This window comes from Nocardioides sp. YIM 152588, from assembly GCF_040191335.1.
GTDB lineage: Bacteria > Actinomycetota > Actinomycetes > Propionibacteriales > Nocardioidaceae > Nocardioides.
This window is the reverse complement of record NZ_JBEGDJ010000016.1, coordinates 1-20,600: the sequence shown is the minus strand read 5'-3', so window position 1 is coordinate 20,600 and position 20,600 is coordinate 1. Positions and strand designations below refer to the sequence as shown.

The window sequence follows — 20,600 nt, the reverse complement described above, 5'->3', positions numbered from 1 at the left end:
CTGGGTCACGGCGTCGACTCCATGCTTTCACTCAGTGGAATAGGCTGCCGTCCATGGCAGGTGGATCGACCCCGGGCGCATCGCTGGTCGAGCGCACCCTCGCCGTGCTCGGCGCCTTCGACGACCGACACCGGCGGCTGCGGCTGACCGACATCGCCGAGCGCAGCGGCCTGACCCCGCCGACGGCGCTGCGGATCGCGCGGACCCTGGTCGGCGGAGGGGCGCTCGAGCGGCTGCCGGACGGGACCTACGTCGTCGGACGGCGGCTCTGGGAGATCGGGCTGCTCGCGCCGGTGCAGACCGGGCTGCGGGAGGTCGCCGCGCCGTTCCTCCAGGACCTGCAGGCCGCCACCGGGGCCACGGTCCACCTGGCCGAGCGCGACGGCGACCGGGTGCTCTACCTCGACCGGCTCTCCGGCGTGGCGTCGGTGCCGGTGGTCAGCCGGGTCGGCTCCCGGCTCCCGATGCACGCCACCGGCGTCGGCAAGGTGCTGCTCGCGCATGCGCCGGCCGAGGTGCGGGCGCGGGTGCTGTCCGGCCTCACCCGGGTGACGCCGTACACGGTCGTGGCGCCCGCCGTGCTCGAGAAGCAGCTCGAGCGCGTCGTCCGGGACGGGTACGCCACCACGAACGAGGAGATGACCCTGGGTGCCTGCTCGGTCGCGGTGCCGGTGCGTGCGGCCGACGACACCGTGGTGGCGGCCCTGGCGCTCGTCGTCCCGTCCCTGCGCCGCGACAGGTCCCGCCTCGTCGCGGCGCTCCAGGTCGCCGCGCAGGGCGTGCGGCGGGAGCTGGAGCGCCGGACCGCCCGCCCCGCCTGATCGCGAGCCGGCAGAAACTTTCTGCCGACTCGGCCCCGGAACCCGCGAGTCGGCAGAAAGTTTCTGCCGACTCGCGCTCCAAGGACGCTCAGTAGGCGCCGGCGTCGATCTCGGCGAGCGTGTCCTCGACCCAGTCGGCGATGAACGCGTTGATGTGCGGCATGTGGTCGAGTCCGACGTGCTCGGCGGCCCCCTCCTCGACCGTGAAGATCCGGAGCTCCCGCTTCGGGCTGTTGACGGCCTGGTCGTAGGACCGGTGGGCGTAGTCGACCGAGATCTGCCGGTCGTTCTCGCCGTGCGCGATCAGGAAGGGCACCGCGATCCTGTCGACGACGCCGTTGAGGTTGACGCCCTCGGCGTACTGGATGAACTTCTCGACGTCGTCGAAGCCCCACACCCAGAGCACGTGCTCCCAGTAGTGCGGCACCGGGTTCTCGCCCTCGCGCTGCAGCCGCTTCTTCTGCACCTCGCCCCAGTTGTGGTTGGCGCCCCAGACCGCGATGAACTTGATCCGCTTCTCGAACGCCGCGGCGCGCGGCACGTAGTAGCCGCCGAGCGACCAGCCGACCAGGCCGATCCGGTCGCTGTCGACGTCGGAGCGGCCCTCGAGGTAGTCGACCTGTGCCTTCGCCCAGTCCTCGGACTCGATCCGCGACTTCAGATCCTGAAAGCGGAGCGCCTCGCCCGAGCCGGGGTTGTCGATCATCAGCACCGAGATGCCGCGCTCCCGCATCTCCTGCGCCCAGCCGGAGGTGTACATGTGCTCCTTGGTGGAGTCCAGGCCGTTCCACATGATCACGCACGGCACCGGCTCGCCGTCCTTGCTGGCGTTGGAGAAGTACGCCGGCAGCGTGGTGTCCTCGAAGGGCACCTCGACCCGCGAGGTCGCCGGGTCGGCGATCTCGAAGACCTTGGCGAAGGCGTCGAGCGCCTGCTGGTAGAACGCCCGGCGGCCGGGGTCGGTGTTGGAGAGCATCCGCTCGGCCTGGCAGACGTAGAGGCCGGAGCGATACCACTGCTGGCCGGCGGTGCGCAGGCGGCCGGCCGCCTCCGAGGCGCGGGCCTGGTCGGCCAACTGGTCGGCGACCGCCTTCCACGCCTCCATGAAGATCCGGCTGCCCGAGTCCACGTCCGGCGCCTCACGGGCGGGCCGGCAGGCCCGGTCCACCTCGTCGATCGCGCCGCCGTTGTTCAGCGTGGCGTTGACGCCGAGGTTCCAGACGTACTTGGGGCCCGTGAAGTACTCGAACATGCTCGCCACTGTGCCGCGCGTCACACCGGTGGGGAACCCGCGCCGTCGTGATGGGAGGTATCGGCAGCAGCCAGGTTCCGGCGCCCCCGCGAACGGGGTTGGGTGGCCCGTATGACGGACCTCACATTCCCGGCCGGCTTCCTCTGGGGCGCCGCCGGCGCCGGGCACCAGATCGAGGGCGACAACGTCGACAGCGACACCTGGTTCGCCGAGCGGGTCTCCCCCAGCGTCTTCCAGGAGCCGTCGGGCCCGGCCTGCGACAGCTGGCACCGTTGGCGCGAGGACGTGGACCTGGTGGCCGGGATGGGGCTCACCGCCTACCGCTTCTCCGTGGAGTGGGCGCGCGTCGAGCCGGTCCGCGGCGGGTTCTCCGAGGAGGCGCTCGCCCACTACGAGGAGCTCGTGGACGAGTGCGTGGCGCGCGGGATCGCGCCGGTGGTGACCTTCAACCACTTCACCGCGCCGCACTGGTTCGCCGCGCGCGGCGGGTGGCTGGACCCCGAGGCGCCGGCGCTCTTCGCTCGCTACTGCGACCTGCTGATGGCGCGCTTCGGCGACCGGATCGCCTACGCGGTGACGTTGAACGAGCCGAACCTGCCGCACCTGCTCTCCTGGCTGAACCTCCCCGACGCCGTACGCCGGGTCGAGCGCGCCACCCTCGAGGCCTGCGCCGTGAAGGCGGGCGTCGAGACCTACCGCCTCGCCAACGTCGTGCTGCCGGAGGAGCTGGGCGCGATCGAGGACGGGCTCGAGGCCGGGCACCGAGCGGCGAGGGCCGCGATCAAGGCACGGCGTCCCGACCTCCCGGTCGGCTTCTCCCTGGCGGTCATGGACGACGTCGTCGACGGCGACGATGCGACCATGCGGGACCGGAAGCGGGCCGAGGTCTACCAGCGCTGGCTCGAGCTCGCGCGCGGCGACGACTTCCTCGGCGTGCAGAACTACGAGCGGACGCCGTACGACGCCTTCGGACCCGTGCCGCCCGCCGCCGGCGTCCCCGTCAACGACATGGGCACCGCCGTCGAGCCGCTGTCGCTGGCCGGCGCGGTCCGCTACGCCCACTCCGTGGCCGGGGTGCCGATCCTGGTCACCGAGCACGGCATCGACACCGGCGACGACGCGCTGCGCGCCGGCTTCATCGAGCCCTCGCTGGCCGGGCTGCGCGCGGCGATGGTCGACGGCGTACCGGTGCTCGGCTACATCCACTGGACCCTGCTCGACAACTTCGAGTGGGTCTTCGGCTACGCCCACCGGCTCGGCCTGCACGAGGTCGACCGGGAGACCTTCGCGCGCACCCCGAAGCCGAGCGCGGGCGTCTACGCCGCGCTGGTGAAGGCCGCGCGCGCCTGAGCCCGACGCCGGCACTACCGCCGACCAACCTCCGGCTGGCAGCGTGGGGGCATGGGTGGACTCAACGACGAGGTACTCGACGAACGTCTGGCCGAGCGCGTGGCCCGGCTGCCGCTGGACCGCAAGGTCCGGCTGCTCACCGGCGCGAGCATGTTCACGCTGCACGGCGAGGACGAGATCGGGCTGGCGCCGATGGCGTTCTCCGACGGCCCGACCGGCGTCCGCGGACTGGAGTTCACCGGCGGCCCGCTGACCTGCCTCTTCCCGAACGCCACGCTGCTGGCGTCGTCGTGGCGGCGGGAGACGGCGGCCGAGGTCGGCCGGTTGCTCGCCGAGGAGGCGGAGCGGCAGCGGATCCACGTGGTGCTCGGGCCCACGGTGAATCTCCACCGCAGCCCGCTCGGCGGTCGGCTCTTCGAGGCGTACTCCGAGGACCCGCTGCTCACCGGGCACCTCGCGGCGGCGTACGTCGCCGGGCTGCAGGACCGGGGCGTCGGCGCCTGCGTCAAGCACTTGGTCGCCAACGAGTCCGAGACCGATCGCAGCACCGTGGACAGCGTGGTCGACGAGCGCACGCTCCGCGAGGTCTACCTGCTCCCGTTCGAGATCGCCGTCCAGGACGCCGACCCGTGGTCGGTGATGGCGGCCTACAACGACGTCAACGGCGTGCCGGCGACCGAGCAGGACCACGTGATCAACGGGATCCTCAAGGGCGAGTGGGGCTGGTCCGGCCTGGTCATGTCGGACTGGTTCGCGACGAAGTCGGCCGGGCCGGCCGCCAACGGCGGGCTGGACCTGGTCATGCCGGGCCCGCTCGGGCCGTGGGGACCGGCGCTGGTCGCCGCCGTCCAGGCCGGCGAGGTCGCCGAGTCGGTCGTCGACGATCACCTGCACCGCCTCCTCCGCCTGGCCGACCGGGTCGGCGCCCTCGACGCGCCACGGGCCTGGCCCAGCGTCGTCCCCGACCCCGCCGGCGCGGTACGCCGGGAGCAGCTCCTCCGGCTCGCCGCCCAGGGCATGACAGTGCTCGCCAACGACGGCGCGCTGCCGCTGGCCCGCGAGAACCGGATCGCCCTCGTCGGCCGCCCGGCACTCGAGACCACCTGCATGGGCGGCGGCTCGGCCACCGTGCGCGCACCCCACCAGGTCAGCATCGCCGACGGCCTGCGGGAGGCGAGCGACCGCGTGACCGTCGTCGACGGCGTCGCCGTCCGGAGCCGCCCGCGACCGAGCCCGTCCGGCATGCGGGTCCGCCTCTTCGGCGGGTCCGGCGCGCTCCTCTCCGACCGTCACTCGGAGGAGGCGAGGACGATCGTCGGCCTGCCCGGCGAGGACCTCGGCGAACCGGTCGCGCGGGTCGAGCTGTCGACCCCCCTGCCGGCCGGCGCGACGCGGATCGGCGTGCTCGGCGTCGCGCACGCGCGGGTGACGGCCGGCGACGCCTCCCACGAGGTGACCCTGGAGTCGGTCTCGAACGACATCGGGGCCGACGTGCTCCAGCCGCCCGCCTGGCAGACCGACGTGGTCCTGGCCGAGCCGGCCGAGCTGGTCGCCGAGCTCACCGGGGACTCGATGGTGGCCGTGGGGCTCGTCGCCGAGCCGACACCACCCAGCGACGACGAGGCGATCGCGGCCGCGGTGGCCGCCGCCGGTGAGGCCGACGTCGCCGTCGTGGTCGTCGGACTCACCGAGGAGGAGGAGACGGAGGCGGCCGACAAGTCGACGCTGGCGCTCCCGGGCCGACAGGACGAGCTGGTCTCCGCGGTCGCCGCCGCGGCCGCTCGCACGGTGGTGGTCGTCAACGCTGCCACCCCGGTGCTGATGCCGTGGCGCGACGAGGTGCACGCCGTGCTCTGGGCCGGACTGCCCGGACAGGAGGGCGGGCACGCGGTCGCCGCGGCGCTCCTCGGGGAGATCGAGCCCGCCGGACGCCTCGTGACGTCCTTCCCCGCAGCCGACGGCGCCGCCCCGGCGTGGGACGTCGTGCCGACCGACGGCCGGCTCACCTACGAGGAGGGCGTCTTCGTGGGCTACCGGGGCTACGCCGCCCGCCGCGCCCCCGCGCCGGCGTACTGGTTCGGCGAGGGGCTGGGCTACGGCTCCTGGGAGTACGGCGAGGTGTCGCTCGACGGCCGGGTGCTCTCCGTCGACCTGACCAACACCTCCTCGCGTGCCTCGCGCGAGGTGGTCCAGGTCTACCTCCAGCCGGAGCCGGAGGACCGCGACGACCAGCCCGTCCGACTGGTCGGCTGGAGCACCGTGGACCTCGATGCGGGCGAGCGCCGCGACGTCGACGTCGAGCTCGACCCGCGCGCGCTGCGCACCTGGGCGGACGGCGCCTGGCACCCGCTGACCGGAGGCCGGTTGCTGGTGGCCCGGGGGCTCGGCGACATCCGGGGCGAGGTGCCCTTCACGCCACCGACCCCGTGAGGGTGCCCAGCCCCTCGACCTCCATGGTCACCCTGTCACCGGGCTCCAGCGGGGGCGGGGACTGCTCGCCGCGGCGACCCCACAGCTCCGCGAGGCAGCCACCGCCCCCGGTCGTTCCGGACGCCAGCAGGTCGCCGGCCACCACGCGGGAGTCGCGCGAGGCGTAGGCGATCATCTGCGGGAACGTCCAGCGCATGTGCGCCAGCCGGTCGCGGCCGACGAGCGAGCCGTTGACCGAGACCCGGCAGTCCAGGTCGAGGAAGCCGTCGCCGTCGGCATGGGCCGCCAGCTCGTCGGCCGTGACGATCCAGGGGCCGATCGAGGTGGCGAAGTCCTTCCCCTTCGCCGGCCCCAGGCCGACCTGCATCTCCCGCGACTGCAGGTCGCGGGCCGACCAGTCGTTGACGATCGTGTAGCCGAAGACCGCGTCGGCGGCCTCGCGCTCCGTCAGCGTGGAGCCGCCGGCGCCGAGCACCACGCCGACCTCCAGCTCGAAGTCGAGCGCCCGGCAGGTGGCCGGCCGCGGGACCGCCGCGCCCGGGCCGTAGAGCGCGTGCGGGTTGGTGAAGTAGAACGTCGGGGCGTCGTACCACGCCTCCGGTACGCCGGAGCTCCCGTCGACGCTGCGGCGCACGCCCTCGACGTGGCTCTCGAAGGTGACGAAGTCGCGCACCGCCGCGGGCCGGAAGGGCAGCACCAGGTCGGCTTCGTCGTACGGCTCCGGACGGCCGCGCAGCGCCCGGCCGCCGATCTCGAGGGCGCGGTCCAGCCCGCCGGCGACCAGCGCCCCGACCGACTCGGGGAGCGGGTGCGCGCCGGCCTCGGAGAGCACCGCCGGACCGCTGCGCAGCGTCGCGAGCCTCACCCGACCGCCTCCGGCACGGGCCGCGTGGCGTCGGCGATCCGCTTGTGGGTGACGTGCGCCGCCATGCCGCCGTCGATCACCAGCTCGGCGCCGTTGTAGTACGCCGAGGCGTCGGAGAGCAGGAAGACGACCGTCGGCGCGACGTCGGCCGGTGTGCCGACCCGCCCGAGCGGGATCTCGGCCAGCGCCGCGTCGAAGAAGGCGGCGGGCGCCGACTCCATCAGCGGGGTGTCGACCAGGCCCGGCATCACCGCGTTGACACGGATCCCACGGGTCGTGCCGAGCTCGAGCGAGGCCGACCGGGTCAGCCCGCGCAGCGCCCACTTGCTCGCGGTGTACCTGACCCCGCTCGAGGCCGCCCAGAAGCACAAGGACGGTCCGTACCGCGACTGGCCCGAGGCCGAGCGGGTCGTCTGCAACCTGCACCGCGCCTACGCCGAGCTGACCGACTACGAGCCACCGGTCCGGCTCAGCATCCCGAACCTGTGGCCCGAGATGGTGGAGCTGCACGGCGGCCCGATCGTGAGCCACGCATGAGCGACTTCCAGCCCCGCGTGCCGCGCCGGGTCGTCACCGGCCACACCCCCGACGGCGTATCCGTGGTGCTCACCGACGGCCCGGTCCCGGTCAGCCGCGACCTGCCCGAGGACGGCGTGGCCTTCCACGAGGTCTGGAACACCGAGGGCGCGCCGGCGCGAGTGACCGCGGTCGAGGAGACTGAGCCCACCGAGCGGACGCTCGCGGTGCCCCCGCCGCCGCGCGGGACCAAGATCCGGATCAACGAGTTCGCCCCCGGCCACCTCGACGAGCGCGGCCTGCAGTCGCCGGTGCACCGCACCGCGTCCATCGACTACGGGATCGTGCTCGAGGGCGAGATCACCCTGATCCTCGACGACTCCGAGGTCACCCTCGGTCCGGGCGACGTGGTGGTCCAGCGGGGCACCGACCACGCCTGGGCCAACCGCGGCGAGGTGACCGCGCGGGTGGTCTTCGTCCTCGTCGACGGCGAGTTCGACCCGGCCCTGGTGGCGACGCTGCCGGGCGGGACGGCCGGCCTGATGCACGGCGGTCCCCGCGACTGACCCCTTCCGGGCACGCGGCGGCGCCCCGGTCCAGACCACTCTGGGGCGCGAGTCGGCAGAAACTTTCTGCCGACTCGCGCCCGCGGGCTTCGCTCGGGTCAGGATGAGGCATGCGCGAGGTGGAGATCGGTGCCCTGCCGCTGGGTCGGTTCGCCGAGGTGATCCCTCCGGACCGCGTCGCCGCCCTGGAGGAGGCCGCGGCCGTGGCGCGGCGCCTGCTGGCCGGCCGGATCGTGTGGAACGTCAACTCGACCGCGCACGGAGGGGGCGTCGCCGAGATCCTGCAGACGTTGCTCGCCTACGGCCGCGGCGCCGGCGTCGACACCCGCTGGTGCGTGCTCGCCGGCGACCAGCGCTTCTTCGCCACCACGAAGCGGCTGCACAACCTCCTGCACGGGATGGCCGGCGACGGCAAGGACCTCACCGACGACGACCGGACCCACTACGAGGCCGTGCTGGAGCGCAACCTCGACGGGTGGCGGTCCCGGGTCCGGCCGGGCGACATCGTGCTGCTGCACGACCCCCAGACGGCGGGGATGGCCGCCCCGCTGCGCGCCCACGGCGCCCACGTGGTCTGGCGCTGCCACATCGGCGCCGACCGCACCGACGAGCACACCGACCGCGGCTGGGCCTTCCTGCGGCCGTACGTCGAGCAGGCCGACGCCTGGGTCTTCTCGCGGTCCGCCTACGTCCCCGCCTGGCTGCCGCGCGAGCGGGTCCACCTGATCGCCCCCTCCCTCGACCCGTTCACCGCCAAGAACGCACCGATACCGCCGGCCGGCGTCCGCGCGGCGCTCGACCTCGCCGGGATCGCCGCCAACGGGGACAGCGACGACCTCGGATACCCGCGGCGCGACGGGACGCAGGGCGCGGTCCGCCCGCACAGCGGCCTGCTGCTGGACGAGGACCGGCCGCTGCCGGCCGGGGCGCAGGTCCTCCTCCAGGTCAGCCGGTGGGACCACCTCAAGGACATGGGCGGCGTGCTGTCCGGCGTCGCCGACCACCTCGACCGGTTCCCGGCCGAGGCGCACCTGCTGCTGGTCGGCCCGGACGTGAGCGGGGTGAGCGACGACCCGGAGGGCGCGGAGGTGCTGGCCGAGTGCCGCGACCTGCGCGCAGCGCTCCCCCGCGCCGCCCGGGAGCGGGTGCACCTCTGCTGCCTCCCGATGGACGACGTCGACGAGAACGCGCACCTGGTCAACGCGCTGCAGCGGCGCGCGAGCGTCGTCGTCCAGAAGAGCCTGGTCGAGGGGTTCGGGCTGACCGTCACCGAGCCGATGTGGAAGGCCCGCGCGGTGCTCGCGTCCGCCGTCGGCGGCATCGTCGACCAGGTCGAGGACGGCGTCAGCGGGGTGCTGCTGGACGACCCGACCGACCTCGACCGGTTCGCCGCGCTCGCCGCCGACCTGCTGGGCGACCCCGAGCGCCGCGAGCTGCTCGGCGCGGGCGCGCACGCCCGGGTGCTGGACCGCTTCCTCGGCGACCGGCACCTCATCGACTACGGCCGCCTGTTCGGCAGCCTGCTCGAGGGCTAGCCCGGGCGGCGCCGGATGCACCAGCCCGTCGGCCCCTACGCGTGCACCGACGTCACGATCGAGGAGGCCGCGCCCGCGGCCGAGCGCCTGCTGACGTACCGGTCCGCCGCCGGCCGCTGGGTGCTCCTGGCCACCGTCCTCGGCTCGGCCCTGGCGGCCGTGGACGCCACGGTGGTGGCGATCGCGCTGCCCTCGATCGGCGACGACCTCGGCGCCTCCTTCGCCGGCCTGCAGTGGACCGTCACGGGCTACACCCTCACCCTGGCGTCGTTGGTCCTGCTCAGCGGCGCCGCGGGCGATCGCTTCGGGCGCCGACGGGTCTTCCTCATCGGCGTCGTCTGGTTCACGCTCGCCTCGCTCCTGTGCGCGGCCGCACCCACCATCGGGCTGCTGGTCGCGGCCCGCGTCCTCCAGGGCGTCGGCGGCGCGCTCCTCACACCGGCGTCGCTGTCGATCCTGGAGAGCACCTTCACCGAGTCCGACCGCGGGGCCGCGATCGGCACCTGGGCCGGCTTCAGCGGGGTGGCCGGCGCGCTCGCGCCACTGATCGGCGGGTGGCTGCTCGGGCTCGGGAGCTGGCGGTGGGTCTTCCTGGTCAACCTGCCCCTGGCGGCGCTCGTGGTCGCGCTCAGCCTGCGGAACATCCCGGAGTCCTTCGACCGGGACGCGCGCGGACGCCTCGACTGGGCCGGGGCGGCGCTGACCGTCGTCCTTCTCGGCGCCGGCACCTACGCCCTGATCGACCTCTCCTGGACGGCCGCCGCCGTCGCGGCGGTCGCCCTGATCGCGTTCCTCGCCGTCGAGCGGCGGGCGCGCCAGCCGCTCCTCCCGCTGTCGCTCTTCCGGATCCGGCAGTTCAGCGCGGTCAACGCGGTCACGCTCGTCGTGTACGCACCCATCGGCGTCTACTTCTTCCTGCTGGTCGTGCAGCTCCAGGTCGTTGCCGGGTGGTCGCCGCTGGCGTCCGGTACGGCGACGATCCCGGTCACCGCGATCACCCTGCTGCTGTCGGGGCGCTGCGGCGCGCTGGCGCAACGGATCGGGCCGCGGCTGCAGCTGACGGTGGGCCCGCTGCTGTGCGCCGGCGGGATGCTGCTCTCCCTGCGCATCGACGGCTCGACGTCGTACGCCGCCGACGTGCTGCCCGCCGTCACCGTGCTCGGCCTCGGGCTGGCCACGCTGGTCGCTCCCCTGACCGCCACCGCCCTCTCGGCCGCGCCCCCGGAGAACTCCGGGTTGGCATCCGGCCTCAACAACGCCGTGGCGCGCACCGCCGCGCTGCTCGCGATCGCGGCGGTGCCGGTCGCCGCCGGCCTGACCGGCGACGTGTTCGACGACCCGGTGGGGTTCGACGACGGATTCGGCGTCGCGATGACGATCTGCGCCGGGCTGTTCCTGGTGGGCGGGGCCCTGGCGGCGGTCGCGGTGGAGCCTCCCGGGCGGGCCGAAGTCCGGCAGCGCCCCGAGCGGGAGGCCCCGTGACCGGCCGCCGCCTCAGCCGCGGGTCAGGCGGGCGTGCCGGTCGCCGACGAGCGTGATGCCCAGGACCAGCACACCGGCGGCGAGCAGTCCCACACCGAGGTGCACCTGCAGGGCGAGCGCACCCGCCGTGGCGCCGAGCGTGATGGCGACGACGGCGGAGAGCCGGCGCGCGCCGCCGGGCTTGCGGGTCCCCCAGCGGGAGTCGACCGCGAGCCCGGTGATGGTGCTGGTGACCACGACCGTGCTGACGTCCTTGACCCCCACGTGACGGGCCGCGGCGGCCTGCGCCCCCATGGCGGTCGCCGCCAGCGTCGTGGTCGTCACCATCGCCCCGGTGCCGGGAGCGTCGCCGAGGAGCAGCAGCGCACCGCCGAGGCCGACCATCGTGGTGCCGACGAGCACCAGGATGACGGTGGTGACCGGGCTCCAGGCGGCGGTGACGCCACGCAGTGACCGGCCGGCGAGGACCGCGCCGACCATGAAGCCCACCAGCGCCAGGGCCGGCCCGAGCACGGGCAGGTCGGTGCCACCGACCAGAGCCATCCCGAGAATGACGACGTTGCCGGTCATGTTGCCGGTGAAGACCTTGTCCAGGCCGAGGTAGCCGACCGCGTCGTTGATCCCGGTGGTGAAGGTCAGCGCGACCATCAGCCACAGGTGCATCCGTCCCGCCGGGACGTCCGCGAACCGGCGTCGCCGCGCGGCCGCGCCGGGTCCGACCGCCCGCTCCGGCCTGTCGACGACCGACTCACTGGTCATCGGACGCGCTCCCCTCGGCCTCGTCGCCGCGGGCCCGGAACGAGAAGATCCGGGTGTTTGCCGGCAGGGCGGCGGGCTCGCCGGTGAACCGGTGGCCGCCGACGACGTACGACGGCCCGCGGGTGAGCCCGACCAGCTCGAACGGGCCGTCCTCGAAGGCGGCGACGACCGCGTCGATCTCCGCCAGGCCGTCGCCGTAGCTGGTCCACACCACCGTCGCGCCCGGCGCGCACAGCGCGGGTAGCAGTCCCACCGTGCGCTCGGCGTCCGCGACCTCCACGTTGGCGAACACGCCGCACAGCAGCACCAGGTCGGCCGGCGGCCGGTCGCGGTAGGCGTCGGTGTGGCCGGCATCCGCGACGACCACCTCCACGTCGACCAGCGCCGTGCTGCCGAGCGCGCCGTGCAGGAACGAGGCGTTGAGCCGGTCGAGCTCGACCATCGTGGCCCTGGTGTCGGCGCCCCGCGGGTGGTGGATCAGGATCGGCAGCAGGTCCCGGGCCTGGCCGGCGCAGATGCTGAGCGCGTGCAGCGGCCCCGCCGCGGCGGCGTCGAAGAACGCGACCAGCTCCTCCTGGACGAGCTCGAGGCGGTCGTTCTGCTCCGACTCCAGGTCGTCGTAGGGCGCGTGCCAGGAGTACCAGCCCTGACCGGACGCCTCGCCGGCCGGCAGCCGGCCGGGAACGCTGTGCCGGTCGTACTCCTCGTGGTCGTGGTCGTGGTCCTCCTCGACCAGGTCCGCGAGGTGCAGCCGCTCCGCGGGGGCCTGCGTCACGCGTCGAGTCCCAGGCGCTGGAGCTGGTCCAGCGCGGTGCCCGGGATCGTGCACTCGAGCTGCTCGGCGTTGAGATCGGCCATCCCGGGGATCTTCTTGGTGGCGAGGTGCTCGGCCTCGAAGGCCGCCATCGACTCGAAGTGCGCCTCGAGCACCATGTGGTGCAGCCCGCCGAACGCCGGGGCCCACACCTGGTAGGGGGTGAGGCCGTTGGCCTCGAGCAGCTCGTTCTTCTTCCGCTGGGCCGCCATGAAGGTCGGCAGGGTGCCGAACTTGAGGTTGCGCAGCACCTGGTGCCGGTAGGTCTTGCTCGCCATCGGGGTGTTCCTCACTCGGGTCTGTCCGGCCCGCGCGGTGACCGCGCGGGCGCTGGTTCTGCTGGGTGGATCGGGATGGGTCGAGGTGGGTCAGGGGGTCTTCATGTGGGGGACCTTCACCCAGCCCTGGTCGAAGGGCGTGGTGAAGAAGTTGTGCACCCGCATGTAGGAGAGCAGCCACTTCCCGTCGACGCGACGGAAGTCGTTGTCGTAGGAGCCGGCGATCCACAACGGCTGGTCGCCGCGGTACGTGCAGGCCTGGAAGTACATGAACTGGCCGCGGGCACTGTCACCGTCGAGCTGGATCGCGGCGTTCGAGACGAAGTGCGCCGAGAACGGCATCCGGTCGACGTTGCGGTCGAACTTCTTGATCAGCGCCTCGTGGCCCTGCGCGGCCCAACCGGGGTTGCCGTGCGGGCCGACGCTCTCCCACTGACCGTCGTCGGTGAACAGCGCGGCGACCTTCGCGCCCTTGTCGGACTTGGCGTCGGTGGCCGCCATGTAGGCGGTCATCAGCCCGGTGATCGCCTCGCGGGACTCGAGCTCGTCGAGGCGGCGCAGCAGCGGCGCCAGGTCGACCGCGCCGGCCGCGGTGGTGGTGGTCAGGGTCGTCTCAGACATCGGCGGTGACAGCCTTTCGGTAACGCTCGATCAGCCACTGGTTGAGCTGCGGGATGTTGGACTCCATCCACGACAACGGACCGCGCGGTGCGTACCGGCTCCGCAGGCCCTGCTGGAGCGCGGCGGTGGTGACCGCGTCCTGATGGATGGCGAGCGCCTTGCGCTCCATGAACTTCTCGTACGCCTCGACGAACCCGGGCTCCTCGGCGGCGGACTTCGGGTACAGGTTGACCCGGCGGAGGTCGAAGCTGCCGGGTCCCGTGGGGTAGATGAAGGCGAGCTGCACGAAGGTCGGCTGGAGGATCGAGAAGAGCATCGGCGGGATCGAGGCGAACATCACCCGCTTGCGCTGCTCCTCGGTGAGGCCGGGGATGATCGCGGTGGTCCGCTTGCCGTCGGTACTGGCCAGACCCGCGTTCTCGTCGAGCAGGTAGGTCGGGTGCATCACCTGACCGTCGCCCTCCTCGAACGGGTAGAAGCGCGCGTTCTTGGCGGGCGCCGCCTCGTGCACGCCACGGTGCACGTAGCTGGTGTGGTACGGCTCCAGCGCGTTGTCGTGGTGGATCTTCCAGTTCCACTGCTGGTCGGCGAAGACGAAGGCCGGCATCGGGACCAACTCCTCCATCCCGAAGGTGGAGAGCTCCTCGTCCATCCGGCGGACCGTCGGCGCCAGCGGCTCGGCGTCGTCGTCGAAGTTGATGAACACCATGCCGTGGAAGATCTCGTGCCGGATCTGGGGCAGCCGGATCGTCTCGCGCAGGCGCTTGACCGGAACCGTCTCGGTCATCGACGGCGCCGCCGCCAGTCGGCCGTCGAGGTCGAAGGTCCAGTTGTGGTACGGGCACTTCATGACGCGGCCACTCAGGCAGGGCGAGGCCAGGTCGCGTCCCTCGCCGGCCAGGCCGCCGAAGAGCGGCTGACCGCGGTGCTGGCACACGGCCGACATCACCCGGACGTCGCCCGCGAGGTCCCGGAGCATCACGATAGGCTCGTCGAGGATGGTCAGCGGGAGCTGGTCGCCGGGCTCCGGGATCTCGTTCACGTGACCGATGCACAGCCACTCGCGCCCGAAGACCGCCTCCTTCTCGAACTCCCAGAAGTCCTCGTCGGTGTAGACCTCAGGGGGCAGCAGCCGGGCGGTGGCCACGGGGTCGGTGCACTGGTCCACGTCGGCAAGCACGCGACGCGCCGCCTCGAGGGCCCGCGGGCTCAGTGGGCGCTTGGCCATCTCTCTCCTTCGGTCGAACGACTCCGCGTAGCGGATGTTGTATCCAACTTACGGTTTGCATGTTTCGGCGACGTGACGCCGTGTGACAAGTCGAAGTCGTGGGCCTCGGGGGCTCGCCAGGCCGATCAGGGCACGGCACTCTTGTATCCAATATCCACGCAATGAGAGTGAGTCACCATGCCCCGCCCGCTCCGTGTCGCCGTCGTCGGCGCCGGTCCCGCCGGCATCTACACCGCCGACCAGCTCACCACGGCCGGCCGCGAGGCCGGTCGCGAGATCACCGTCGACATCCTCGAGCGCGACCCCACGCCCTACGGCCTGATCCGGTACGGCGTCGCCCCGGACCACCCGCGGATCAAGGAGATCGTCAAGGCGCTCGGACGCATCATGTCCCGGCCCGAGATCACGTTCCTCGGCAACGTCCACGTCGGCGTCGACCTCAAGGTCGAGGAGCTCTCGGAGCTGTACGACGCCGTGGTGGTCGCGACCGGCGCCACCCGCGACCGGGACCTCCCCATCCCCGGGATCCACCTGACCGGCTCCTTCGGCGGCGCCGACTTCGTGCGCTGGTTCAACGGGCACCCGGACGTCGACCGTTCGTGGCCGTTCGCGCCGGAGGCGACCTCGGTCGCCGTCGTGGGTGCGGGCAACGTCGCGCTCGACGTGACCCGGATCCTGGCCAAGACGGTCGCGGACCTGTCGACGACCGAGATCCCGGAGAACGTGGCGGCCGGGCTGCGGACGAACGCGACGACCGACGTGCACGTCTTCGCCCGCCGCGGTCCGGCCCAGGTGAAGTTCAGTCCGATGGAGCTGCGCGAGCTCGCGCACTCCCCCTCGGTCCAAGTGGTCGTGCACCCCGAGGGCTTCGACTTCGACGAGGCATCGATGGAGCTCATCCGCTCCTCGAAGAGCGTCAAGCTCGTCGTCGACGTGCTGGCCAACTACGCCGCCCGGGAGGAGGACGACGCGCCCCACCGCATCCACCTGCACTTCTGCCACGAGCCGGTGGAGGTGCTCGGCGAGGACGGCCGCGTGGTGGGGCTCCGCACAGCGGTCACCGAGCTGGACGGGGACGGCGGCGCGCGTCGTACGGGCGAGATGGTCGACTGGCCCGTGCAGGCCGTCTACCGCGCCGTCGGGTACCGGTCGGACGCTCTGCCGGGGCTGCCGTTCGACGAGGCGGCGGGCGTGATCCCGAACGACGGCGGGCGGATCCTCGGACTGGACGCCGCCCCGATCCCCGGCCTCTACGTGACCGGGTGGGTGAAGCGCGGACCGATCGGCCTGATCGGGCACACCAAGTCCGACGCCGCGCAGACGGTGGCGATGCTGCTGTCCGACACCGAGGTGCAGCCGGGAGCCGCCCGGCCGGGTCCGTCGGAGGTCGTCGAGGTGCTGCGCGAGCGCGGGCTCGACCCGACCACGTGGCAGGAGTGGGAGCGTCTCGACGGCGCCGAGGTGGCGCTCGGCGCGGCCGAGGGCCGCGCGCGGGTCAAGGTCGTGGACAGGGAGTCGATGATCGCACTCGGCCGCGGGGCGTAGCCGGCGCCTCCTGGGGCTGGTCCTGCCGGGCGGGCATCACCGCGACCGCCAGGACCAGCACCAGGAGTGCCCCCGGCACCAGGCCGAGCCAGACCAGCGCGCCGGGGCCCGCCCCGATCAGGCTGCCCGCCACCGCGACGCCCACCGCGAGGCCCAGCTGGCGGGCGGTGGAGGCGAGCGCACCGGCCACGCCCGACCGGTCGGGCGGCAACCCGGCCAGCGCTGTCGCGGTGACCGGCGGGTTCAGCATGCCCAGGCCGATCCCGAACAGCGCGAGGACGGCGGCCAGCAGCAGCGCCTCGGGCGCCGGAGTGCCGTCGCCGAGCACCACGCCCAGGCCCAGCAGCGCGGCCGTCATCAGCGCTCCGGCGAGCCCCAGGCAGAGCCGGGACCGGCGGCGGGCGACCAGCGCGCCCACCCAGGGCGAGGTGAGGAGGGCGGCGACGCCCAGCGGCAGCACCATGAGCCCCGCCGCCAGGGCGTCCCAGCCGGCGCCCGTCTGCAGCGCCAGCGAGACCGTGAAGAGCGTGCCGCCGAAGCAGGCGAACCCGCCCACGGCGGATCCGACCGCCACCACCAGCCGGCGTGACCGGAAGAGGCGGGGGTCGACGAGCGGCACCGGGTGGCGCAGCCCGTGCCGGACGAAGAGCAGCGCCGACCCGGCGCCGACCGCCAGTGCGAGCAGCACCGGCCACGTCCAGCCCCGGTGGGGTGCCTCGATCAGCGTGACGATCAGCCCCGCGACGGCGCCGCTGAGCAGCAGCTGCCCGCGCGGGTCCGGGCGGCGCGGCAGCAGCGCGCGGCTTTCGGGCACGTGGCGCAGCGTGAGCAGGACCCCGACCGCCGCGACCGGCACGGTGAGCAGGAAGACCCAGCGCCAGCCGCCGAGGGTCACCACGAGCCCGCCGAGGGGCGGGCCCGCGGCGACGCCGAGGCCCGAGACCGCGCTCCACCATCCGAGGGCGCGGGCCCGGCGGGACCGATCGGGGTAGACGCTGACGATGATCGCGAGCGCGACCGGGTTCAGCATCGCCGCGCCCACGCCCTGAAGCACCCGCGCCGCGACGAGGACACCGACCGAGGGCGCCAGCCCGCAGAGCAGGGAGGCGGCAGCGAAGAGGCTCAGGCCGACGGCGAAGAAGCGCCGACGGCCGAACCGGTCGGCGAGGCTGCCGGCGAGCACGAGCAGCGAGGCCATCACCATCAGGTAGCCGTCGACGACCCACTGCAGGGCCGACAGGTCGCCGCCGAGGTCGCGCTGGATGCTCGGCAGGGCGACGTGGACGATGCTCCCGTCCATGGTGACGAGGAAGAGGCTGGTGCAGCAGATCGCCAGCACCAGCCCCGGCGTCGTACGACGCGGTGGACCGGGGCGGCCGTCGCGGTTCGTGACGGCCGCCCCGGACCGGATCACGGAAGGACCGGGCTGTCCGGCTGGTAGTCCTGGCTGGTGAAGTCCTCGACCGGGACCTCCTCGGCCAGGCCCGCGTCGACCAGGATCTTCTGCGTCGCCGCCAGGCCCTCGGCGGAGAAGCTGCCGAGGCCGTTCTCGGCCGAGTAGCCGGACGTGTAGTTGTCCAGGTACGCGTCGAGGCTGAACTCCAGCGCGTCCGCGTCGACCTCGGCGCAGTTCTCGGTCAGCGTCGCGAAGGCCTCGTCGTAGTTGTCGAGTACCCACTTGGTCGACTCGGCCCACGCGGTGATGAAGCCCTTGGCCGCGTCACCGTTGTCGGCCAGCCAGGCGTTGTTGGCGACGAAGGTGTGACCGTAGGTCGGCGCGTAGTCCTGCATCGGCATCACCGTGATCTCGGGACGCTCCTCCAGGATCGCCTTGGTCGAGGCAGTGTTGTAGAAGACCACGTAGGCGTCGATGTCGCCGGCGAGGAACTCCGCCGTCGTGGCGTCATCGCTCGGGATGACCTCGACGGAGTCGCCGTCGATGCCGGTCGCGTCGACGAAGGCCTCCCATACGGCACCCTCGAACTGGTCCGTCTGGACCGCGAGCGACTTGCCCTCGAGGTCCTCCGGGGAGGTGATCGAGGGGTCGGCGAGCACGGTGACCGGGCCGACGGTGGAGGCCGCACCGATCACCGTGATCGGGAGCTGCTCACCGGCACCGATGGTCACCGGCGGGGCCGAGAGCTGGCCCAGGTCGAACTCGCCGGCGGCGACCAGCGGCACGGTGTCCGAGCCGCCCTGGCCGCGGTCGTAGGTCAGGTCGACGCCGTTGTCCTCGAAGATGCCCTGCTCCATGCCGGAGTAGATCGGGGCCCAGCTGCCCTCGCACGTCCACTCGAAGGCGAGGCTGACCGGCGTCAGGCCACCCTCGTCGGCGGCGACGTCGGAGTCGTCCGACGAGCAGGCGCTCAGGGTCATCATCGTGGCGAGGCCGAGCGCCGCGAGCGCGACTCCGGACCGGCGGGTGGACAGGTGCATGGATCCTCCAGTGGTGGTGGGTGTGGCGGTGCGTCCCGAGAGGACAGGTGGTCCCGAGATGGGTAGGGGGAACCGACCCGCGCGGCGGGTCGGGGTCGCTGGCGACGCGCTCGTGCGCGTCGCGGGTGCCGAGTGCGCCCGGCGGTTCCGCTCAGCGCACGACGGTCTTCCAGGGAACGACGAGCCGCTCGGCGAGCACGCAGGCGTTGAAGAAGAGGATGCCGACCAGGCAGGAGAGCAGCGCCAGGACGAAGACCGCAGCTGTGTTCAGCTGTGCGCTGTAGACGGTGATCAGGTAGCCGAGCCCCTCCCGCGAGCCGATGAACTCCCCCAGCAGGGTGCCGATCACCGCGCCCGGCGCGGCCACCCGGAAGGACGAGAACAGGTACGGCAGCGCGTTCGGGATGCGCACCCTGGTCAGGATGGACAGCTCGCTGGCGTTGGCCAGCTTGAGCACGTTCACCAGATCCTCGTTGACCGAGGTCAGGCCGTGGGTGACGTCGACGATGATCGGGAAGACCGCGATCAGGAACGAGCAGATCACGATCGGGACGCCGCCCCGACCGAACCAGATGATCAGCAGCGGTGCGATCGCGATCGTCGGCATCACCCGGATGATGTTGAGGAACGGGAACGCCAGCTCCTCGAAGAGCGCGCTGCGCGCCATCAGCACTCCGAGCGCGGTGCCGACCACCACGGCGAAGAAGAACCCGTAGAGCGACATCTTGGTGGTGGCCCACACGCCGTTGAGGAACAGCTCGCCGTGGTCGACGAACTCCTCCCACATCGCCGACGGTGCAGGGAGGATGTAGCGCGGGGTGTCCAGCACGCGCACGGCGACCTCCCACGCCAGCACCGCCAGCGCGAGCAGCAGCCAGGCCCGGGTCACCCGGAACACCCGGAACACCGCGCTGGTGTGCTGGGCCGGCGGGATCACCGCGCGCACCCGGGCGTCGGGGCGCAGGTCGGCAGCGGGAGCGGCGGTCATCGGTTCTCCTCCAGGGAGGTGCGGATGCGGTGGGCGATGGCGGCGAACTCCGGGGAGTCCTTGATCTCGTTGTGGCGCGGGCGCGGGAAGTCGACCGTGATCAGGTCGGCCACGCGGCCGGGGTTGGCGGCCATCACGACGATCCGGTCGGAGAGGAAGACCGCCTCCTGGATCGAGTGCGTCACCAGCACGATCGAGGTGTGCGTGGTGTCCCAGATGCGCAGCAGCTCGGTGTGCATCTCGTCGCGGGTGATCTCGTCCAGCGCACCGAACGGCTCGTCCATCAGCAGGATCTGCGGCTCCATCGCCAGCGCGCGAGCCAGCGAGACGCGCTGGCGCTGTCCGCCGGAGAGCTGCTTGGGATACCGCTTGTCGTAGCCGGCCAACCCGACCAGCTCGAGCATCTCCGACGGGGAGCGTGTCTCCTTCCGGGCACGACCCCGGGCGACCTGCTGCGGCAGCCGGATGTTGCCGGCCACCGTCCGCCACGGCGCGAGAACGGACTCCTGGAAGACCATCCCGATCAGGCCCGAGCGTCGCGCCTCCTCGGGCGTCTGCCCGATGATCTCCAGAGAGCCCTGCACCGAGGCGTGGGGCTGCAGACCGGCGATCGCGCGCAGCAGTGTCGACTTGCCGCACCCCGAGTGGCCGACCACGGAGACGATCTCCCGCGGGCGGACGTGGAGGTCCACGCCCTCGACGGCGACCACGGCCTCGTCGCCGCGACCGTGCACGATGCAGACGTCGCGGAGGTCGACCAGGTGCTCGGTGTCCGCGCCCGGGGCGCGGCTCAGGGTCTGGGTGGTCTGGGGCTGGGAGGTCACGCGGGCCTGGCCGCCTTCCATGGTCGTCGGGTGGGTCACTGCTCGGTCGCCGCCGGCCGGTCAGCCGGCGTGCGCCGGCGGGCGCAGGCGCGCGCCCAGGACGGCGAGCGCCCCCGCGGTCCCGGCGCGCACGGCGTCGGTGGGATGGGGCGCGAACCGGGCGTCGTGGTTGCGCGGCGCCGGCTCGGGCCCGGCGTGGAGTGCCGGGTCCTGGACGCCGAAGTTCCAGATCACCGACGGCACGCCGAGTCGCTCGGCGTACCGGCTGAAGTCGTCGCTGGCCGGCAGCG

General features: G+C 72.9%; 21 protein-coding genes. 8 read left to right on the top strand and 13 right to left on the bottom strand.

Translation table 11 applies throughout. The features are described from left to right. Positions 1 to 53 precede the first annotated feature (53 nt). Positions 54 to 821 (top strand): IclR family transcriptional regulator, encoded by a 768-nt coding sequence (locus ABLM29_RS10155; protein WP_349713982.1) that lies wholly within the window; start codon positions 54 to 56, stop codon positions 819 to 821. 88 nt (positions 822 to 909) lie between these two features. Here ABLM29_RS10155 and ABLM29_RS10150 read toward each other — a convergent pair whose 3' ends face one another. Further along, positions 910 to 2,073 (bottom strand): alpha/beta hydrolase family protein, encoded by a 1,164-nt coding sequence (locus ABLM29_RS10150; RefSeq protein ID WP_349713981.1) that lies wholly within the window; start codon positions 2,071 to 2,073, stop codon positions 910 to 912. Between the two features lie 111 nt (positions 2,074 to 2,184). On the opposite strand from ABLM29_RS10150, the gene ABLM29_RS10145 reads away from it, so the two are divergent. Together ABLM29_RS10145 and ABLM29_RS10140 are read left to right on the top strand one after the other, a co-directional pair. After that, entirely contained in the window at positions 2,185 to 3,423 is a 1,239-nt protein-coding gene (locus ABLM29_RS10145; protein ID WP_349713980.1) for a glycoside hydrolase family 1 protein, read from the top strand. A gap of 51 nt (positions 3,424 to 3,474) precedes the next feature. Continuing rightward, entirely contained in the window at positions 3,475 to 5,853 is a 2,379-nt protein-coding gene (locus tag ABLM29_RS10140; RefSeq protein ID WP_349713979.1) for a beta-glucosidase family protein, read from the top strand. Here the strand turns inward: ABLM29_RS10140 and ABLM29_RS10135 are convergent. Next, positions 5,834 to 6,718, bottom strand: a complete 885-nt coding sequence (locus ABLM29_RS10135; RefSeq protein ID WP_349713978.1) for a fumarylacetoacetate hydrolase family protein — start codon at positions 6,716 to 6,718, stop codon at positions 5,834 to 5,836. The genes ABLM29_RS10140 and ABLM29_RS10135 overlap by 20 nt on opposite strands. Continuing rightward, complete coding sequence (locus ABLM29_RS10130) at positions 6,715 to 7,089, bottom strand: SDR family NAD(P)-dependent oxidoreductase (protein WP_349713977.1); 375 nt, start codon at positions 7,087 to 7,089, stop codon at positions 6,715 to 6,717. The genes ABLM29_RS10135 and ABLM29_RS10130 overlap by 4 nt, the downstream gene beginning before the upstream one ends. Between ABLM29_RS10130 and ABLM29_RS10125 the strand changes: the two genes are divergently transcribed. From ABLM29_RS10125 to ABLM29_RS10110, 4 genes are all read left to right on the top strand, one after another. Continuing rightward, entirely contained in the window at positions 6,995 to 7,255 is a 261-nt protein-coding gene (locus ABLM29_RS10125; protein WP_349714039.1) for a hypothetical protein, read from the top strand. The genes ABLM29_RS10130 and ABLM29_RS10125 overlap by 95 nt on opposite strands. Then, positions 7,252 to 7,800, top strand: a complete 549-nt coding sequence (locus ABLM29_RS10120; protein WP_349713976.1) for a cupin domain-containing protein — start codon at positions 7,252 to 7,254, stop codon at positions 7,798 to 7,800. The genes ABLM29_RS10125 and ABLM29_RS10120 overlap by 4 nt, the downstream gene beginning before the upstream one ends. 110 nt (positions 7,801 to 7,910) lie before the next feature. Then, positions 7,911 to 9,335, top strand: a complete 1,425-nt coding sequence (locus ABLM29_RS10115; protein WP_349713975.1) for a glycosyltransferase — start codon at positions 7,911 to 7,913, stop codon at positions 9,333 to 9,335. A 15-nt stretch (positions 9,336 to 9,350) separates the two neighbouring features. Next, a complete protein-coding gene (locus tag ABLM29_RS10110) occupies positions 9,351 to 10,817 on the top strand; it encodes an MFS transporter (protein WP_349713974.1) in 1,467 nt (488 codons plus the stop codon). A gap of 12 nt (positions 10,818 to 10,829) precedes the next feature. Here ABLM29_RS10110 and ABLM29_RS10105 read toward each other — a convergent pair whose 3' ends face one another. From ABLM29_RS10105 to ABLM29_RS10085, 5 genes are all read right to left on the bottom strand, one after another. Next, positions 10,830 to 11,576: a YoaK family protein gene (locus ABLM29_RS10105; RefSeq protein WP_349713973.1), complete on the bottom strand. Its 747-nt coding sequence runs from the start codon at positions 11,574 to 11,576 to the stop codon at positions 10,830 to 10,832. Continuing rightward, positions 11,566 to 12,351 carry an SAM-dependent methyltransferase gene (locus tag ABLM29_RS10100; RefSeq protein ID WP_349713972.1) on the bottom strand — a complete coding sequence of 262 codons (786 nt, stop codon included), beginning with the start codon at positions 12,349 to 12,351 and terminating at the stop codon, positions 11,566 to 11,568. The genes ABLM29_RS10105 and ABLM29_RS10100 overlap by 11 nt, the downstream gene beginning before the upstream one ends. Further along, positions 12,348 to 12,668, bottom strand: coding sequence for a hypothetical protein (locus ABLM29_RS10095; protein ID WP_349713971.1), 321 nt, complete (start codon positions 12,666 to 12,668; stop codon positions 12,348 to 12,350). The genes ABLM29_RS10100 and ABLM29_RS10095 overlap by 4 nt, the downstream gene beginning before the upstream one ends. A 90-nt stretch (positions 12,669 to 12,758) precedes the next feature. After that, positions 12,759 to 13,289, bottom strand: a complete 531-nt coding sequence (locus ABLM29_RS10090) for a nuclear transport factor 2 family protein (RefSeq protein ID WP_349713970.1) — start codon at positions 13,287 to 13,289, stop codon at positions 12,759 to 12,761. Then, the gene (locus tag ABLM29_RS10085) at positions 13,282 to 14,517 is read right to left on the bottom strand and encodes an aromatic ring-hydroxylating oxygenase subunit alpha (protein ID WP_349713969.1); all 1,236 of its coding nucleotides are present in this window, start codon (positions 14,515 to 14,517) and stop codon (positions 13,282 to 13,284) included. Before ABLM29_RS10085 ends, ABLM29_RS10090 begins: the two co-directional genes overlap by 8 nt. 177 nt (positions 14,518 to 14,694) lie before the next feature. Here ABLM29_RS10085 and ABLM29_RS10080 point away from each other — a divergent pair, with 177 nt between their 5' ends. Continuing rightward, positions 14,695 to 16,062, top strand: a complete 1,368-nt coding sequence (locus ABLM29_RS10080; RefSeq protein WP_349713968.1) for an FAD-dependent oxidoreductase — start codon at positions 14,695 to 14,697, stop codon at positions 16,060 to 16,062. Here the strand turns inward: ABLM29_RS10080 and ABLM29_RS10075 are convergent. The 5 genes from ABLM29_RS10075 to ABLM29_RS10055 all read right to left on the bottom strand — a co-directional run. Next, complete coding sequence (locus tag ABLM29_RS10075) at positions 16,013 to 17,476, bottom strand: MFS transporter (RefSeq protein ID WP_349713967.1); 1,464 nt, start codon at positions 17,474 to 17,476, stop codon at positions 16,013 to 16,015. The two genes, ABLM29_RS10080 and ABLM29_RS10075, sit on opposite strands and share 50 nt — an antisense overlap. Continuing rightward, positions 17,473 to 18,498: an ABC transporter substrate-binding protein gene (locus ABLM29_RS10070; RefSeq protein WP_349713966.1), complete on the bottom strand. Its 1,026-nt coding sequence runs from the start codon at positions 18,496 to 18,498 to the stop codon at positions 17,473 to 17,475. The genes ABLM29_RS10075 and ABLM29_RS10070 overlap by 4 nt, the downstream gene beginning before the upstream one ends. Positions 18,499 to 18,649: 151 nt before the next feature. Continuing rightward, entirely contained in the window at positions 18,650 to 19,486 is an 837-nt protein-coding gene (locus tag ABLM29_RS10065; RefSeq protein ID WP_349713965.1) for an ABC transporter permease, read from the bottom strand. Further along, on the bottom strand, positions 19,483 to 20,310 hold the full coding sequence (locus tag ABLM29_RS10060; RefSeq protein WP_349713964.1) for an ABC transporter ATP-binding protein: 828 nt from the start codon (positions 20,308 to 20,310) through the stop codon (positions 19,483 to 19,485). Before ABLM29_RS10060 ends, ABLM29_RS10065 begins: the two co-directional genes overlap by 4 nt. Positions 20,311 to 20,370: 60 nt before the next feature. Beyond that, positions 20,371 to 20,600 (bottom strand): hypothetical protein (locus ABLM29_RS10055; RefSeq protein ID WP_502889207.1); only part of this gene is annotated, 230 nt, incomplete at its 5' end.

Bases quoted from the DNA above. Each gene is read 5' to 3' on its own strand.
- ABLM29_RS10155 (WP_349713982.1), top strand. From the start codon at position 54: ATGGCAGGTGGATCGACCCCGGGCGCATCGCTGGTCGAGCGCACCCTC.
- ABLM29_RS10150 (WP_349713981.1), bottom strand. From the start codon at position 2,073: ATGTTCGAGTACTTCACGGGCCCCAAGTACGTCTGGAACCTCGGCGTC.
- ABLM29_RS10145 (WP_349713980.1), top strand. From the start codon at position 2,185: ATGACGGACCTCACATTCCCGGCCGGCTTCCTCTGGGGCGCCGCCGGC.
- ABLM29_RS10140 (WP_349713979.1), top strand. From the start codon at position 3,475: ATGGGTGGACTCAACGACGAGGTACTCGACGAACGTCTGGCCGAGCGC.
- ABLM29_RS10120 (WP_349713976.1), top strand. From the start codon at position 7,252: ATGAGCGACTTCCAGCCCCGCGTGCCGCGCCGGGTCGTCACCGGCCAC.
- ABLM29_RS10115 (WP_349713975.1), top strand. From the start codon at position 7,911: ATGCGCGAGGTGGAGATCGGTGCCCTGCCGCTGGGTCGGTTCGCCGAG.
- ABLM29_RS10110 (WP_349713974.1), top strand. From the start codon at position 9,351: ATGCACCAGCCCGTCGGCCCCTACGCGTGCACCGACGTCACGATCGAG.
- ABLM29_RS10105 (WP_349713973.1), bottom strand. From the start codon at position 11,576: ATGACCAGTGAGTCGGTCGTCGACAGGCCGGAGCGGGCGGTCGGACCC.
- ABLM29_RS10095 (WP_349713971.1), bottom strand. From the start codon at position 12,668: ATGGCGAGCAAGACCTACCGGCACCAGGTGCTGCGCAACCTCAAGTTC.
- ABLM29_RS10090 (WP_349713970.1), bottom strand. From the start codon at position 13,289: ATGTCTGAGACGACCCTGACCACCACCACCGCGGCCGGCGCGGTCGAC.
- ABLM29_RS10085 (WP_349713969.1), bottom strand. From the start codon at position 14,517: ATGGCCAAGCGCCCACTGAGCCCGCGGGCCCTCGAGGCGGCGCGTCGC.
- ABLM29_RS10080 (WP_349713968.1), top strand. From the start codon at position 14,695: ATGCCCCGCCCGCTCCGTGTCGCCGTCGTCGGCGCCGGTCCCGCCGGC.
- ABLM29_RS10070 (WP_349713966.1), bottom strand. From the start codon at position 18,498: ATGCACCTGTCCACCCGCCGGTCCGGAGTCGCGCTCGCGGCGCTCGGC.
- ABLM29_RS10065 (WP_349713965.1), bottom strand. From the start codon at position 19,486: ATGACCGCCGCTCCCGCTGCCGACCTGCGCCCCGACGCCCGGGTGCGC.